The following is a 16,648-nucleotide window of genomic DNA, read 5'->3' as shown; positions in this document are numbered from 1 at the left end:
CGGCTGCAACCCTGCTTGCTCAAAATCTATTCAAACATGGTTGTGCTTTGGGGAAATTATGAGGGGATCCCTCAGTATCATGCTCCCACCATAAACACGGACATCACCATCATGATTGAGTTTCTCCTACCTTCTATTCTTGCTGGTATTGGTATCGCGATCATTGCCGGTCCGCTTGGGTCATTTGTCGTTTGGCGTAAAATGGCTTACTTCGGAGATACCCTAGCTCATGCATCATTAATGGGCCTAGCGCTGGGTTTTTTGCTCAATGTAAATCTCTACCTTGCCCTACTCGTCTGCTGTTTAGCTCTGGCCGTTTTGCTTGTCACTCTGCAAAAGCAACAACTTGTGGCTACAGACACGTTGTTAGGTATCTTGGCACACAGTGCACTCTCTATCGGTTTAGTATCGGTTAACTTTTTGGAAAACGTGCGCGTCGATTTAATGAGCTACCTATTTGGGGACTTACTTGCCGTCTCTCCACAAGATCTGATGTTTATTTACGCAGGTGTTGTTGCGGTAAGTGCGTGTTTGTACGTCTTCTGGCGCCCACTGCTTTCTAGTACTGTTAGTGAAGAACTTGCCGCTGTTGAGGGCGTGAATACAGACTTAGTTAGATTGGTGTTAATGCTAATGGTGGGTGTAGTAATCGCAGTAGGTATGAAGTTCGTTGGCGCGTTGATCATGACTTCGCTCCTAATTATCCCAGCAGCAACAGCACGTAAAGTCTCTTCATCACCAGAGCAAATGGCATTGTTCGCATCCATTATTGGCTCAGTGGCAGTACTGATGGGGCTTAGCCTATCATGGCACTTCGATACACCGGCCGGCCCTTCCGTAGTGATCAGCGCAACATCCTTATTTATGCTGAGCCAGCTGATTAAAAGCAAAGCATAATCGCATTGAGCATTAAACGCGAAAGACCTTGCTAACAACAAACATAAATCCACGGAAACGGAAAAAGAAAAGCCTGCGAAATCGCAGGCTTTTTAATACTTATTAAGTAGTGTGGTCGATTACCAACCCGTCACTTCACGTAGACCTTGGCCAATCTCTGCTAGAGATTTCACAGTTTTAACGCCAGCCGCTTCTAGTGCAGCAAATTTGTCTTCAGCAGTACCTTTACCACCAGAGATAATCGCACCAGCATGGCCCATACGCTTACCAGGAGGCGCAGTTACACCAGCAATGTAAGAAACCACTGGCTTCGTTACATTTTCTTTAATGTATGCTGCTGCTTCTTCTTCTGCAGTACCACCGATCTCACCGATCATAACGATCGCTTCTGTCTCAGGGTCTTCTTGGAACAGTTTTAGGATATCAATGAAGTTTGAACCCGGGATTGGGTCACCACCGATACCAACACAAGTAGACTGGCCGAAACCTTCGTCAGTGGTTTGTTTAACTGCTTCGTAAGTTAGAGTACCGCTACGAGATACAATACCTACTTTGCCTTTCTTGTGGATGTGACCAGGCATGATACCGATCTTACACTCATCAGGAGTGATAACGCCCGGACAGTTAGGACCAATCATGCGAACGCCAGTTTCTTCTAGCTTCACTTTTACGTCGATCATATCTGTAGTAGGGATACCTTCAGTAATCGTTACGATTAGCTCGATACCCGCGTCAATCGCTTCTAGGATTGCATCTTTACAGAAAGGTGCTGGTACGTAGATGACTGTCGCTGTTGCGCCAGTCGCTTCTACTGCTTCACGAACTGTGTTGAATACAGGAAGACCTAGGTGAGTTTGGCCACCTTTACCTGGAGACACACCGCCAACCATTTGCGTACCGTATGCGATAGCTTGCTCTGAGTGGAAAGTACCTTGACCACCAGTGAACCCCTGACAGATTACTTTAGTGTCTTTGTTAATTAATACAGACATTATTTAGCCTCCGCAGCAGCAACAACTTTCTGAGCAGCATCAGTTAGCGACTCAGCAGCAATGATATCAACATCAGAATTAGCAAGAACTTCGCGACCTAGGTCAGCGTTAGTGCCTTCAAGACGAACAACAACAGGTACGCTTACGCCTACCTCTTTAACCGCGCCGATAATACCTTCTGCGATCATGTCACAACGTACAATACCACCGAAGATGTTAACAAGTACCGCTTTCACATTGTCATCAGATAGGATGATCTTGAATGCTTCAGCAACACGCTCTTTCGTCGCGCCGCCACCTACATCTAAGAAGTTAGCTGGTTTGCCGCCGTGTAGGTTTACGATATCCATCGTACCCATTGCTAGGCCTGCACCGTTAACCATACAGCCAACGTTACCGTCTAGTGCTACGTAGTTCAGCTCCCACTGAGCTGCGTGTGCTTCACGCTCATCTTCTTGTGAAGGATCGTGCATTTCACGAAGCTTAGGCTGACGATACAGTGCGTTTGAGTCGATGTTGATCTTACCGTCAAGACATAGCAAGTTGCCTTCACCAGTAATCACAAGTGGGTTGATCTCTAGCAGAGCAAGATCGTACTGAGAAAACATAGTGCCAAGACCCATAAAGATCTTAACGAATTGTTTGATTTGGTCGCCTTCAAGACCAAGTTTGAACGCTAGCTCACGACCTTGGTAAGCTTGTGGACCTACTAGTGGGTCAATTGCTGCTTTGTGGATGAGTTCCGGCGTTTCTTCCGCAACTTTTTCAATTTCCACACCACCTTCGGTAGAAGCCATGAAAACGATCTTACGGCTAGCACGGTCAACTACCGCACCTAGGTATAGTTCGTTCGCAATATTTGAAGCTTCTTCAACAAGGATTTTTGTTACTGGCTGACCGTTAGCGTCAGTTTGGTAAGTCACTAGGTTTTTACCTAACCACTTCTGTGCAAACTCTTTAACGCCTTCTTTTGTATCGTGTAGCTCTACGCCACCCGCTTTACCACGGCCACCAGCGTGAACCTGACATTTAACTACTTTCTTGGCTGTACTAATACGGCCTGCGGCTTCAAAAGCTTCTTGTGGTGTATCACACGCGTAGCCTTCTGGCACAGGCAAACCGAATTCTGCAAACAGCTGTTTGGCTTGGTATTCATGCAAATTCATTTCGATATTCCGTTTGTTTTTCCCTTAAGGGATTTATTATTTCCATAACGCTGCAGTCTTGGCTGCTTGTACGTCTGTAGGGTCTTCTCAAATCAATCCTTCATCATGAGTTCTCATACTGAAGGATTCAAATGAAGGCCAAACGTTGAGCTAGTCTAGCCATTGAAATTTTTAACGTCTAGCTACCTACGATAACTAGACGTTTTAGCGATATTAAACGTCTAATAGGAGACGTGCTGGGTCCTCTAGTAACTCTTTAATCGTTACTAGGAAGCCAACTGATTCACGACCATCAATTAGGCGGTGATCGTAAGATAACGCTAGGTACATCATCGGCAAGATTTCAACTTTGCCATCCACTGCCATCGGACGCTCTTGGATCTTATGCATACCAAGAATCGCTGATTGAGGTGGGTTGATGATTGGTGTAGACATTAGTGAACCGAACACACCACCGTTTGTGATAGTGAAGTTACCGCCCATTAGCTCGTCTACCGTTAGCTTGCCATCACGACCTTTAATAGCCAGCTCTTTGATGCCTTTTTCAACATCAGCGAAACCAAGCTTGTCACAGTCTTTTAGGACAGGTGTAACTAGACCACGTGGAGTTGATACCGCCATGCTAATGTCGAAGTAGTTGTGGTAAACAATGTCATCGCCATCAATCGAAGCATTTACTTCTGGGTAACGCTTAAGCGCTTCTGTTACTGCTTTCACGTAGAAAGACATGAAGCCCAAACGAATACCGTGACGCTCTTCGAACTGATCTTTGTACTGCTTACGAAGGTCCATGATTGGTTTCATGTTCACTTCGTTAAACGTCGTTAGCATTGCCGTGTTGTTCTTCGCTTCTAGCAGACGGTTAGCGACTGTCTTACGAAGGCGAGTCATTGGAACACGCTTCTGACTGCGAGCCGCTGCCGGCACGTCAACCACTGCTGGCGAGTCTTCTTTTGACGCAGATTTAGCGTTCGCAAGATGCGCTTCAATATCTTCACGCGTAATACGACCACCAACACCAGTGCCTTTCACTTGGCTTGCTTCTAAGCCATGTTCAGCCAACAAACGGCGCACTGCTGGGCTTAATGCGTCATTACTTTCTTCGCTAAGCGCAGCTTTGTGACGCTTATCAGGAGATGCTTCAGTACCTTCTGTTTTGTCTGCAGTTGGTTCACCTGCAACTGCGCCTGGCTTCAATTTAGCAATGATTTGTTTAGAAAGTACTGTCGCACCTTCTGCTTCAACAATAGCTTCTAAAACGCCAGCTTCCGGAGCTGGAACTTCTAGCACAACTTTGTCTGTTTCGATGTCAACCAAAACCTCGTCACGCTCTACTGCGTCGCCTGGTTGTTTGTGCCATGTCGCTACGGTTGCGTCAGCAACTGATTCAGGTAAATCTGGAACCAGAATTTCAATTGTCATATCTGTTTCTTCCTTTAACTTCTAATTCTTAATTCGAAGTTTTTGAGTTCACGTTCAGAGCGTCTTCAACCAACGCTTTTTGTTGTTTCAAGTGCACCGACATGTAGCCAACTGCTGGCGAAGCAGAAGCTGGGCGACCTGCGTATTTAAGATTTGCACCTGCAGGAATAGCGGCACGGAAGTTATGTTGGCTACAGTACCAAGCACCTTGGTTCTGAGGTTCTTCCTGACACCACACGAAGTCTTCAACGTTAGTGTATTGAGCAATTGCTGCTTGTACTTCTTCCATTGGGAATGGGTAAAGCTGTTCAATACGCACGATAGCAACATCGTCTTGCTCGTTGTTACGGCGCTGCTCTAGTAGGTCAAAGTAAACCTTACCAGCACAGAACACGACACGTTTCACTTTGCTTGGTTCTAAATCATCTACTTCTGGAATTGCAGATTGGAATGTACCATCCGCCAAGTCTTCAATCGTTGAAGTACATAGAGGGTGGCGCAGCAAAGATTTCGGCGACATAACAATGAGAGGTCGACGCATTGGGCGTACAACCTGACGACGAATCATGTGGTACACCTGAGCCGGTGTTGAAGGAACCACAACCTGCATATTTTGCTCAGCACAAAGCTGAAGGTAACGCTCTAAACGTGCAGATGAGTGCTCAGGGCCTTGACCTTCATAACCATGAGGTAGAAGCATAGTAAGACCGCACAAACGCGCCCACTTTTGCTCGCCTGACGAGATAAACTGGTCGATAACAACTTGTGCACCGTTGGCAAAATCACCAAACTGTGCTTCCCAGATAGTTAAACCACCTGGTTCGGCTGTTGCGTAACCGTATTCAAACGCCAACACAGCTTCTTCTGACAATACTGAGTCAAAGACTTGGAATGGCCCTTGGTTGTCATGAATATTCGCTAATGGAATGTAAGTGCTTGCATCGGTTTGGTTATGAAGAACCGAGTGACGGTGGAAGAAAGTACCACGACCCGAGTCCTGACCAGAAAGACGAATACGCTTGCCATCGTCAACCAATGTAGCATACGCCAATGTTTCAGCCATACCCCAGTCAATGGCTTTTTCACCGGTCATCATTGCTAGACGATCGTTGTATAGCTTATTAACACGGCTTTGCAGTTTATGGCTTTCTGGGTACTGACACAGACGATTGCCTAGCTCAATAAGGCGTGTCTTGTCGTATTTTGAATCCCACTCCATATCCCATTCGTGCCCTAAGTAAGGGGACCAGTCTACAGAGTGCAACGCCATTGGACGCCATTCTTTAACAACCACTTCACCGCGATCTAATGCATCGCGATACTCATTGACTAACTGAGTCGCTGTCTCGATATCTGATTCATTTTTATCGATCAGAACATCTGCATACAATTTGCGTGGTGTAGGATGCTTTTTGATTTTCTGGTACATCAAAGGCTGAGTCGCATTTGGCTCATCCGCCTCATTGTGGCCGTGGCGACGGTAACATACAAGATCGATCACGACATCGCGCTTGAACTCGTTACGGTAATCCAATGCAATGCGAGTAACAAAAGCAACTGCTTCTGGGTCATCTGCATTTACATGGAAAATTGGCGCCTGCACCATCTTCGCGATATCGGTACAGTACATCGTAGAACGCGTGTCACGAGGATTAGACGTCGTAAAGCCTACTTGGTTGTTGATGACGATACGTACCGTACCACCAACTTGGAACCCACGAGCAAGAGACATGTTGAACGTTTCGGCAACCACACCCTGACCAGCGATTGCAGAATCACCGTGGATGGTGATAGGAAGCACTTTGCTACCTTGATTATCACCCAAGCGATCTTGACGTGCTCGAACTGAGCCCATGACTACTGGGTTTACGATTTCTAGGTGCGACGGGTTAAATGCAAGTGCTAAGTGAACATCACCGCCAGGAGTCGCAAAATCAGCAGAGAAACCTTGGTGATATTTCACATCACCCGTACCCCAAGTTTCGTCGTGTTTACCGGCGAACTCATCAAACAGGTCTTGAGGTTTCTTACCAAGTACGTTCACCAGCATGTTCAAACGACCGCGGTGAGCCATACCGATAACCACTTCACGCATTCCACTTGTACCCGCATGACGGATCAACTCTTTCGTCATCGGAATCAGCGCATCACCACCTTCTAAAGAGAAACGTTTTGCACCTGGGAATTTCGCCCCGAGGTAACGCTCCAAACCTTCAGCGGCTGTTAGCTCTTCTAGGAATGTGCGCTTCTCATCTTTGTTGAATGATGGCTGGCCTACGACAGACTCAAGGCGTTGCTGAATCCAACGCTTTTGCTCTGTGTCAGTCATGTGCATGTATTCAGCACCGATGGAACCGCAATAAGTTTTGTTGAGGGCTTCATAGATATCTTTCAACTTCATGGTTTCTTGCCCAACAGCAAAAGAACCTACGTTGAAAGTTTCTTCGAAGTCATCTTCGGTAAGATTATGAAAAGCAGGGTCTAACTCCGCCACTGTTGGGCGTTGCCATAGACCTAGTGGGTCTAATTCTGCAGCTTCATGCCCGCGGAAACGGTATGCGTTGATTAGCTGTAGAACTTTTACTTGTTTTGCATCGACATCTGGGTCACTAACTTGGACATTGTAATGCTTTGTTTCTCTAGCGAGTCGTCGGAAGTAGTCACGGACACGTGAATGTGGTTGTTCTGCCACTTCTTCTGATGGCTTAGGCAAGCCTTCAAAAACACGTTTCCACTCCTCACTTACCAGATCGGGATCACTTAGATACAGTTCGTAGAGGTCCTCTACATACGTTGCATTGGCGCCAGCCAAGTGTGAAGACTCGAGCCATGCCTTCATCACGCCGTTGTGCATATTTTCCCTTAACCAGTAGTTTTCACGTTTGCTTCGGTCTTTGCCGAGCTATAAGAGCCGACTAAAAATACGGTCGGCAATTTTTGTATTCTTTACTCGAATATTACTGAAGCAGTGAAGCGGTCATATCGGGTGATCCGCAACACTGCGACATTCCTAAGAGCGAGTAAATTAAACCGAACGATTAACCAACATCGACTTAATGTGACCGATGGCTTTCGTCGGATTTAATCCCTTAGGACAAACACTTACACAATTCATGATGCCATGGCAACGAAAAACGCTAAATGCATCATCAAGATCAGACAAACGTTCATCTGTTGCCGTATCGCGGCTATCAATTAGCCAACGGTACGCTGCGAGAAGACCAGCTGGGCCGATGAATTTATCAGGGTTCCACCAGAATGATGGGCAAGACGTTGTACAACATGCACACATGATACATTCGTACAATCCATCTAAATGCGCACGATCATCAGGCGATTGTAGGTTCTCACGTGATGGTGGTAATGCACCATCATCAATCAAGAATGGTTTAACTTTCGCATAGTTATCATAGAACTGCGTCATGTCAACGATAAGATCGCGCACGACAGGTAACCCTGGTAGTGGACGAATAACTATCTTATCGCCTTGTAGAGCAGATAACGGTGTGATACACGCTAGGCCGTTTTTACCATTCATATTCAAACCATCAGAACCACATACCCCTTCACGGCATGAGCGACGGAACGCGATGCTTGGATCTTGCTCTTTTAGCAGAATCAATGCATCAAGCACCATCATGTCTGAGCCTTCGTCTACCTCAAGGGTATACTCTTTCATGTAAGGCTTGGTATCCACATCCGGATTGTAACGGTATAAAGAGAAGTTTAATTTCATAGTCGTATCCTCCCTTTAGTATGTACGTACTTTCGGCGGGAAAGCTTCACGATGCGTTGGCGTCATGTTCACATCACGCTTAGTCATCGCTTCTGTTTCCGGATTGTAGATAGAGTGGCATAGCCAGTTCTCATCATCACGCTCAGGGAAATCGAAACGAGCATGTGCGCCACGACTCTCTGTACGGTAGTTTGCTGCAACGGCAGTTGAAAACGCGGTTTCCATCAGGTTATCAAGTTCTAGACACTCAATACGCTGCGTGTTGAACTCTGAAGACTTGTCCGCTAGATGCGCATCTTTCAAACGTTCGCGAATCACTTTCAACTCTTCTAGACCGGTTGCCATCGCATCGCCTTCACGGAATACCGAGAAGCTGTTTTGCATGCATGCTTGTAGGTCTTTACGAATCTGAACTGGATCTTCACCACCAGTGCTGTTTTCCCAACGCATAGTACGCGCTAGAGACGCTTCAATATCAGATTCTGTTGCAGGACGAGCTTCTGCTTGCGCTGCTAGCGTTTCGCCAAGGTGCAAGCCAGTAGCACGACCAAATACGACCAAGTCTAGTAATGAGTTGCCGCCCAGACGGTTAGCACCGTGTACCGATACAGAAGCAATCTCACCACATGCGTAAAGGCCTTGTACTTCCATCTCGCTACCGTCGGCCTTCTGCTTAATTGCTTGGCCAGAGACTTGAGTAGGTACACCACCCATCATGTAGTGACAAGTTGGAATTACTGGAATTGGCTCTTTCACTGGGTCAACGTGTGCAAATGTACGAGACAGTTCACAGATACCTGGTAGACGTGATTCAAGTACTTCTTTACCAAGGTGATCAAGTTTCAACTTGATATGTGGACCCCAAGGACCATCACAGCCGCGGCCTTCACGAATTTCAATCATCATTGAACGAGCAACCACGTCACGACCAGCAAGGTCTTTCGCGTTTGGTGCGTAGCGCTCCATGAAGCGTTCACCATCTTTATTTAGAAGGTAACCACCTTCACCACGACAACCTTCCGTCACTAGAACACCCGCGCCAGCAATACCTGTTGGGTGGAACTGCCACATTTCCATGTCTTGCATTGGAACGCCTGCGCGAAGTGCCATACCAACGCCATCACCCGTGTTGATGTGCGCGTTAGTGGTCGATGCGTAAATACGACCTGCACCACCTGTAGCTAGAATGGTTGCTTTCGATTTGAAGTAACAGATTTCACCCGTTTCCATACAAATCGCAGTACAACCCATGATTGCGCCGTCTTGGTTTTTCACAAGATCCAAAGCGTACCACTCCGAGAAGATGGTTGTTTTGTGTTTTACGTTTTGCTGGTAAAGCGTGTGAAGAAGTGCGTGACCAGTACGGTCTGCAGCAGCGGCTGTACGAGCAGCCTGCTCACCACCAAACTCTTTAGATTGGCCACCGAATGGACGTTGGTATATGGTACCGTTATCAAAACGAGAGAATGGAAGACCCATTTTTTCAAGCTCGATAACTGACTCAGGACCATTTTTACACATGTATTCAATCGCGTTCTGGTCACCGATGTAGTCGGAACCTTTAACGGTATCGTACATGTGCCATTGCCAATCGTCTTTGTGCGAGTTACCCAGAGCAACGGTAATGCCGCCCTGTGCAGACACAGTATGAGAACGTGTTGGAAATACTTTTGACAACAAAGCACATGATAGGCCTTGCTCTGAAATTTGTAGTGCAGCGCGCATACCTGCACCACCAGCGCCGATTACTACGGCATCAAACTCACGAACTGGAATAGACACTTACGCACCCCACAGAATAAATAGACCAGAGAAGACATAGCCGAATAGCACGGCAATAACACCAAGTTGTAGTGCGCCACGTAGTTTCGCGCACTTAATGTAATCAGTTAATACTTGCCACAAACCAACCCAAGCGTGAATCAGGATCGAGACAAGTGCCAACATGGTGAATACTTTAGTGAAGGTACCACCAAAGAATTGGGTCCAAGATGCGTAAGAGATATCTGAAAATGCACAGAAGCTAATCAGATAAATCGTGTATAGCGTCATAATGATTGCAGTTGCACGAATTAGTAGGAAATCGTGTACACCATTACGACCAAATGAAGATACGTGTTTTACCATACCAAGATCCCCGCCAATAATGATAATACTGCTGTTGCACCAAACGCGACTTTAGCGCTCATCGTGCCTGAATCTAGTTCTTCAAAGTGACCTAGATCCATCAATAAGTGACGGATACCACCTGCGATGTGGTAGGCAAGTGCAGTAAGAATTCCCCACAGGATGAATTTTACGAAGAAGCTATCGACGATGTCAGCGGCTTCCATAAAACCCATTGGGGATGACAGAGAAATGGATAGTAACCACAGTAATATACCCACCGCAACAAACGTAATTACCCCAGACACACGGTGTAGGATGGATGCGATTGCTGTGATAGGAAAGTGGATGGTCTGTAAATCTAAATTAACAGGTCTTGACTTTCTTTCTTTCACGGGCTTGCTCACTCAGCTCCATTGAGCATTTATTGTTATAACCAATTTCAGCTTCCAAACGTACAAAAGTTAACATCTATTTAACAAATATCACGAGTAACCACTCAGATAATTGTAAACAAGTTGTTAACAAACGGAATCCAGCAACAAACCTCACTCTTTGTTTCTAGCCCCGAATTTATAAGGATTTAACTAAAATTTTCTTTGCCAATATACGGCGAGCAACATTCTAATACAATTGGTGTAACAAATTATGCTACATAGAACAGATTTTTAACGATTTTCATGAGAAAAATCATAACAAGTGCACACAAAGATGGAGAAAAATTGACTTTAAGCTTTAACAACAGTACAAAAATGGCACATAAACATCCTGGACGGATTAAATAATAAACAAAGGAGATTGTTATGGCGGATAAGAAAGCGACCCTTCATGTTGAAGGTCAAGCGCCAATCGAACTGCCAATTATGGACGGTACGCTAGGTACACCTGTAATTGACGTTCGTAAGCTGGGAGCCAATGGTTACTTTACTTTTGACCCAGGTTTTCTTGCCACTGCATCTTGTGAATCATCAATCACGTACATCGATGGCGGCAAAGGTATTCTTTTGCACCGCGGTTTCCCGATTGATCAATTAGCCAATAACGCAGATTACTTAGAAGTATGTTACATCCTTCTTTATGGTGAAGCCCCTACCCGAGAACAATACGAGCAATTCAAAACGACCGTTACTCGTCACACAATGGTACACGAGCAAATCGCAAGCTTTTTCCATGGCTTCCGACGCGATGCTCATCCAATGGCGGTAATGTGTGGTGTAGTTGGAGCACTTGCAGCCTTCTATCACGACTCTCTTGACATTAACAACGACGAACACCGCGAAATTGCAGCGTACCGTCTGCTGTCAAAAATGCCAACACTGGCGGCGATGTGTTACAAATACTCTATCGGTCAGCCATTTATTTACCCTCGTAACGACCTTAGCTACGCAGAGAACTTCTTGCATATGATGTTCGCAAACCCTTGCGAAGAGTATGAAGTAAATCCTGTGGTTGCCCGTGCGATGGATAAGATTTTCACTCTACACGCGGATCACGAACAGAATGCGTCGACATCAACTGTTCGCCTAGCTGGCTCTTCTGGTGCGAACCCATTTGCATGTATTGCCGCTGGTATTGCATCCCTTTGGGGGCCTGCTCACGGTGGCGCAAACGAAGCCTGCTTGAGAATGCTAGAAGAGATTGGCAGCGTCGATAACATCCCTGAATATGTAGACCGCGCGAAAGACAAAGATGACCCATTCCGCTTAATGGGCTTTGGTCACCGCGTTTACAAGAACTACGACCCACGTGCGACAGTAATGCGCGAAACGTGTCATGAAGTTCTCAAAGAGCTAAACATTCAAGACCCTCTGCTAGACGTTGCAATGGAACTTGAGCGCATTGCACTTTCTGATGAGTACTTCGTGTCTAAGAAGCTGTACCCGAACGTAGACTTCTACTCAGGTATCATTCTTAAAGCGATTGGTATTCCAGTTTCTATGTTTACGGTTATCTTCGCGATTTCTCGTACCATCGGCTGGATTGCTCACTGGAACGAAATGCACAGCGATCCACTGAACCGCATCGGTCGTCCTCGTCAGCTATACACTGGCGAAACACAACGTGAGTTTTCTCCACTTCACGAACGTGAATGATCTTTTAGTACGAAGATAGACAAACAAAAGGGTTGAGATTTTCGTCTCAACCCTTTTTTCTTTTTTGCGTTTAACGTTATTAATGGAGAACGCTAAACCGGATTATCAATATCGATAAACTCCACATGTAGGCCATATTCATCCGCTAGCCATTTGCCTAAGGCCTGAACACCATAACGCTCAGTAGCATGATGACCTGCAGCAAAGTAATGAATGTCCATTTCACGAGCAGTATAAGTGGTGCGCTCTGAAATTTCTCCAGAGATAAATGCATCCAGCCCGTGCTGTACAGCAAGTTCAATGAAATCCTGCCCTCCACCAGTACACCAGCCGACTGTCTCAATCATCTTATCAGTATTCTCTGGAGCGATATGCAGAGGCTCTCTTTCAAGAACTTGGTTGATCTTACTCGCAAATTCAACACCAGACATCGGCTTTTTCAAGCGCCCAAACATAGCAACTGACTGAGGGTGCCCTTCAAGCCCACCTTCTACTTCGATTTCAAGTAAGCGAGCTAATTCAGCGTTGTTGCCTAGCTCTGGATGAATATCTAGAGGAAGGTGATAACCATATAAGTTGATATCATTTTTGATCAGGCTACGAATTCGTTTACCTTTCATGCCACGAATTGGCTCAGGCTCACCTTTCCAAAAATAGCCATGATGAACAAGCAATGCGTCTGCATTAAGCTCAATCGCTTTATCGATTAAGGCTTGAGAGGCGGTTACGCCAGTGATAATACGCTTTACGGCTGGCGTCCCTTCTACCTGTAACCCGTTTGGTGCGTAATCTTTAATTAACTGCGGTGACAGTTTGTCATTAAGAATCTGTTCTAGCTTTAAGTTATTCATTATTACTTCCAATTTCTAGCGCATGTAAACCTAAATAACCTCTCGATGAAATCAGACCGAGAGTGTGCAACCTAGTTGATACAACAACGTTTTGACATCTGGCACCTTGATATCATTTAGGTATTTAAAGTGTATCTCGAACCCTAATATCGATGCTAGCCACCCTACCCTCAAAAGCAAATTTAGTTACAATAACAAAGCTTGTCGCCTCACCATACATTTAGGGATACGGATGAACCAACTGCAACGCTTTTACCAATGGATCGCCACTTCACCTCCTCTTTTCAAGTTACGCCCTCCGTTTGCAACCTTAGAGGATCTTACGGTAACGCCTTTAAAGAACACTGAGCAATACAATGGTAATCCAAGATTGGGCTTTTTATATCAGCACTTATGCACTGCAGTTCTCTCTAGTTCAGAACGATATCAGGTTATCGCGGAAGAGGTTCAGTTAAACGACATCGAAGGTAAGACCATTGGTGCTATAGATTTGGTGTTGCGGAATACAGAATCAAATCAAATAGAACACTGGGAAGTGGCGATTAAGTTTTATCTTCTTTATAACGGCGTTTGGTATGGTCCGAATGCTCACGACCAGCTGCATACAAAACTGAATAGAATGCTTACTCATCAATTGAAAATGAGCGATCGCCCGGAATTTCAAAAAATAATTCCGTTAAACGACGCCCCACAAGAGCATCTATTGATGCAAGGACGACTCTATATTAATCCGTTTACTCCAGAGCCAACTCCTAGCGAGTGCTTGGGTTATGAACTAAATCCAAGTCAGATTAGTGGTTACTGGTGCTACCAGAGCCAATGGGAGTTAATCGGTAAGCCACTTTATCATTTACACAAACCATGCTGGGCGATTGGTATGGACGATTTATCTCGACCCATTGAAAAGCCTTCAGACCGATTTGTACATGCACAAACGGAGGACGGTCAATTCTGGTTTGTGGTACCAGATTCATGGCCCGGAGATAAAGCGGTTCGGGGCACTTAAACATGAAAGGGTTGATGTTTTCACATCAACCCTTTGCTAGATACATTGACCATTGGATGTTTTACAAACCAGCGGCTGCAAACACTTGATTAACGATCTCTTGTGCTTCAGCTTCGATTTGTTTCAGATGTTCTTCACCTTTGAAGCTTTCACAGTAAATCTTGTAGATGTCCTCTGTGCCTGATGGACGAGCAGCGAACCAACCGTTAGCTGTCGTTACTTTAAGGCCGCCAATCGGAGCACCATTGCCTGGTGCATGCGTTAGACGAGCAGTGATAGCATCACCTGCTAGAGTTTCAGCCGCAACCATTTCTGGTGACAACTTCTTCAATACGTCTTTTTGTGGGCCATTTGCTACAGCTTGAATACGGTTGTACTTCGACTCACCGTGCTTCGCCGCTAGCTCTTCATAGTAATCTTGAGGGTTCTTACCCGTTACCGCAGTGATCTCTGCTGCTAGAAGGCATAGCAAGATGCCATCTTTGTCTGTTGACCAAGGCGTGCCATCTTTACGAAGGAAAGACGCACCAGCACTTTCTTCGCCGCCGAAACCAAACTTACCAGTGTACAGACCGTCTACAAACCATTTGAAACCAACAGGCACTTCACATAGCTCACGACCTAGATCCGCAACAACACGGTCAATCAGCGCACTTGAAACTAGTGTTTTACCAACAGCGACGTCTTTACCCCACGCGTCACGATGACGGTACAAGTAGTCAATACAAACGGCTAAGAAGTGGTTCGGGTTCATCAAACCTTTTGGCGTAACGATACCGTGACGGTCGTAGTCAGGATCGTTACCAAATGCTAAATCGTATTCGTCTTTCAGTGCCAATAGACCCGCCATTGCGTAAGGAGAAGAACAGTCCATACGCACAACGCCGTCTTTATCTAGCGACATGAATTGGAAAGAAGGATCGATCGATTCACTTACTAGCGTTAGGTCTAGGTTGTATGCCTGACCAATTTGACGCCAGTAATCGATACCGCTGCCACCCAATGGATCTACACCAATCTTCAGGTTCGCTTTTTGGATTGCTTCCATATCGATAACGTTCACCAGGTCATCAATGTATGGCTTCACCAAGTCCATCTCTACAAACAGATCCGATGCTTTTGCTTCTGCTAGTGGTAGGCGTTTAACACCTTGTAAACCTTCAGCAATCAATTCGTTCGCACGATCTTCGATAGCTTGAGTCAACTCAGCTTCTGCAGGACCACCATGTGTCGGATTGTATTTGATTCCGCCGTCTTGTGGTGGGTTATGTGATGGGGTAATAACGATACCGTCTGCTTTTTCATCGTGTTTGATGTTGTAAGTCAGAATCGCGTGTGAAATACCCGGTGTTGGCGTGTAACCGTTGTCTTGCTGGACAATCACTTTCACACCATTTGCAATCAATACTTCAATCACACTTGAAAAAGCAGGCTCAGATAGCGCATGCGTGTCTTTACCCACAAACAACGGGCCAGTTGTGCCTTGCTCAGCACGAACTTCTGCTACCGCTTGAGCGATCGCTAAAATGTGGTTTTCGTTAAAAGTGTGCTTGTCTGCAGTACCGCGGTGGCCAGAAGTACCAAATTGAACTTTGTGTTCTGCGTTTGCCGCGTCTGGTTGAAGTAAGAAGTAGTTAGCAACGAGTGCTGGGATATTGTGAAGATCTTCCTGCTGCGCTTTTTGCCCAGCACGAGGGTGCATAGCCATGTTTGACATCCTTTCTTTCAATACAAATAAAATTAAAAAAGCCTCATAATATCCGCTCACTGCGACGCATTATGAGGCTTCTATCAGGTTTCTTAGATTGAACCTGTTACTTTTTCTATTAAGTCAGGTTGGAACCCCATGTGTGCCATCACTTGTTCAACCATCTGTCTTTTACGACTTGTATTGTTATTCGTGATAACCCAAAACGGTGTGCCAGGAATGGCTTTTGGCTTGGTCGTATTACCGTTTGCTAGCAAGGTTTCTTCATTATCTGCAAAGTACACGCGTTTGCGTCCTTTTACATTCGTAGCCTGGGCGAAACCTTCTGGATTCAATTTATGTAAGGTCGATAATACCAACATAAAGCGATCAATCGCTTTTTTTAGACCGGCAAACTCATCAGAAATAAGCAGCGAACGCATTTCTTTCACTACATCAACAGATTCCGTTTTACCCGCATCTTTACTTACTACAATCCCTTGTGGCTTCTCTACTACAGGCGCGGCTTTAGCTTCCTGCAACTGACCATCAAGGTTTAAAAGGCGTCGCAAAATATCCGAGGCGCTTTCACCGATATGCTTAGTTTGACTAGCTATATAACGGTATAGATCCTCATCAACCTCAATTGTTTTCATTCGCTTTTCACATTCTCAATGTTTAAACTCTGGGGG

14 protein-coding genes are annotated in these 16,648 nt (G+C 45.6%); 3 read left to right on the top strand and 11 right to left on the bottom strand.

The window, feature by feature from the left end; translation table 11 throughout:
- Positions 1-111 precede the first annotated feature (111 nt).
- Entirely contained in the window at positions 112-897 is a 786-nt protein-coding gene (znuB, locus tag R8N47_RS18515) for a zinc ABC transporter permease subunit ZnuB (protein WP_064353710.1), read from the top strand.
- Between the two features lie 119 nt (positions 898-1,016).
- On the opposite strand, the gene sucD is transcribed toward znuB, so the two are convergent.
- The 8 genes from sucD to sdhC all read right to left on the bottom strand — a co-directional run bounded on the left by sucD (position 1,017) and on the right by sdhC (position 10,726).
- The gene (sucD, locus tag R8N47_RS18510) at positions 1,017-1,889 is read right to left on the bottom strand and encodes a succinate--CoA ligase subunit alpha (RefSeq protein WP_005382181.1); all 873 of its coding nucleotides are present in this window, start codon (positions 1,887-1,889) and stop codon (positions 1,017-1,019) included.
- Positions 1,889-3,055 (bottom strand): ADP-forming succinate--CoA ligase subunit beta, encoded by a 1,167-nt coding sequence (gene sucC / locus R8N47_RS18505; RefSeq protein WP_005382179.1) that lies wholly within the window; start codon positions 3,053-3,055, stop codon positions 1,889-1,891. The genes sucD and sucC overlap by 1 nt, the downstream gene beginning before the upstream one ends.
- A 213-nt stretch (positions 3,056-3,268) precedes the next feature.
- On the bottom strand, positions 3,269-4,477 hold the full coding sequence (gene odhB / locus R8N47_RS18500; RefSeq protein WP_005382177.1) for a 2-oxoglutarate dehydrogenase complex dihydrolipoyllysine-residue succinyltransferase: 1,209 nt from the start codon (positions 4,475-4,477) through the stop codon (positions 3,269-3,271).
- Between the two features lie 28 nt (positions 4,478-4,505).
- A complete protein-coding gene (sucA, locus tag R8N47_RS18495) occupies positions 4,506-7,331 on the bottom strand; it encodes a 2-oxoglutarate dehydrogenase E1 component (RefSeq protein WP_005382176.1) in 2,826 nt (941 codons plus the stop codon).
- A 171-nt stretch (positions 7,332-7,502) separates the two neighbouring features.
- Positions 7,503-8,213, bottom strand: a complete 711-nt coding sequence (locus R8N47_RS18490) for a succinate dehydrogenase iron-sulfur subunit (protein WP_005382174.1) — start codon at positions 8,211-8,213, stop codon at positions 7,503-7,505.
- A 15-nt stretch (positions 8,214-8,228) separates the two neighbouring features.
- On the bottom strand, positions 8,229-9,995 hold the full coding sequence (sdhA, locus tag R8N47_RS18485; protein WP_005382172.1) for a succinate dehydrogenase flavoprotein subunit: 1,767 nt from the start codon (positions 9,993-9,995) through the stop codon (positions 8,229-8,231).
- A complete protein-coding gene (sdhD, locus tag R8N47_RS18480; RefSeq protein ID WP_005382169.1) occupies positions 9,996-10,340 on the bottom strand; it encodes a succinate dehydrogenase, hydrophobic membrane anchor protein in 345 nt (114 codons plus the stop codon).
- Positions 10,334-10,726: a succinate dehydrogenase cytochrome b556 subunit gene (sdhC, locus tag R8N47_RS18475; protein ID WP_017634811.1), complete on the bottom strand. Its 393-nt coding sequence runs from the start codon at positions 10,724-10,726 to the stop codon at positions 10,334-10,336. Before sdhC ends, sdhD begins: the two co-directional genes overlap by 7 nt.
- Positions 10,727-11,122: 396 nt before the next feature.
- Here sdhC and R8N47_RS18470 point away from each other — a divergent pair, with 396 nt between their 5' ends.
- Complete coding sequence (locus tag R8N47_RS18470; protein ID WP_005382163.1) at positions 11,123-12,412, top strand: citrate synthase; 1,290 nt, start codon at positions 11,123-11,125, stop codon at positions 12,410-12,412.
- A gap of 92 nt (positions 12,413-12,504) precedes the next feature.
- On the opposite strand, the gene R8N47_RS18465 is transcribed toward R8N47_RS18470, so the two are convergent.
- Entirely contained in the window at positions 12,505-13,263 is a 759-nt protein-coding gene (locus R8N47_RS18465; protein ID WP_025766984.1) for a Nif3-like dinuclear metal center hexameric protein, read from the bottom strand.
- Positions 13,264-13,495: 232 nt separating this feature from the next.
- Between R8N47_RS18465 and R8N47_RS18460 the strand changes: the two genes are divergently transcribed.
- A complete protein-coding gene (locus tag R8N47_RS18460; RefSeq protein WP_025766985.1) occupies positions 13,496-14,269 on the top strand; it encodes a DUF1853 family protein in 774 nt (257 codons plus the stop codon).
- Between the two features lie 61 nt (positions 14,270-14,330).
- Here R8N47_RS18460 and pgm read toward each other — a convergent pair whose 3' ends face one another.
- Both pgm and seqA read right to left on the bottom strand, forming a co-directional pair.
- Positions 14,331-15,977, bottom strand: coding sequence for a phosphoglucomutase (alpha-D-glucose-1,6-bisphosphate-dependent) (pgm, locus tag R8N47_RS18455; protein ID WP_318070331.1), 1,647 nt, complete (start codon positions 15,975-15,977; stop codon positions 14,331-14,333).
- 92 nt (positions 15,978-16,069) lie between these two features.
- Positions 16,070-16,612: a replication initiation negative regulator SeqA gene (seqA, locus tag R8N47_RS18450; protein WP_005382149.1), complete on the bottom strand. Its 543-nt coding sequence runs from the start codon at positions 16,610-16,612 to the stop codon at positions 16,070-16,072.
- Between the last annotated feature and the right edge of the window lie 36 nt (positions 16,613-16,648).

The sequence above is a fragment of the Vibrio sp. 2132-1 genome, from assembly GCF_033344315.1.
This window is presented reverse-complemented; position numbering and strand designations above follow the sequence as displayed.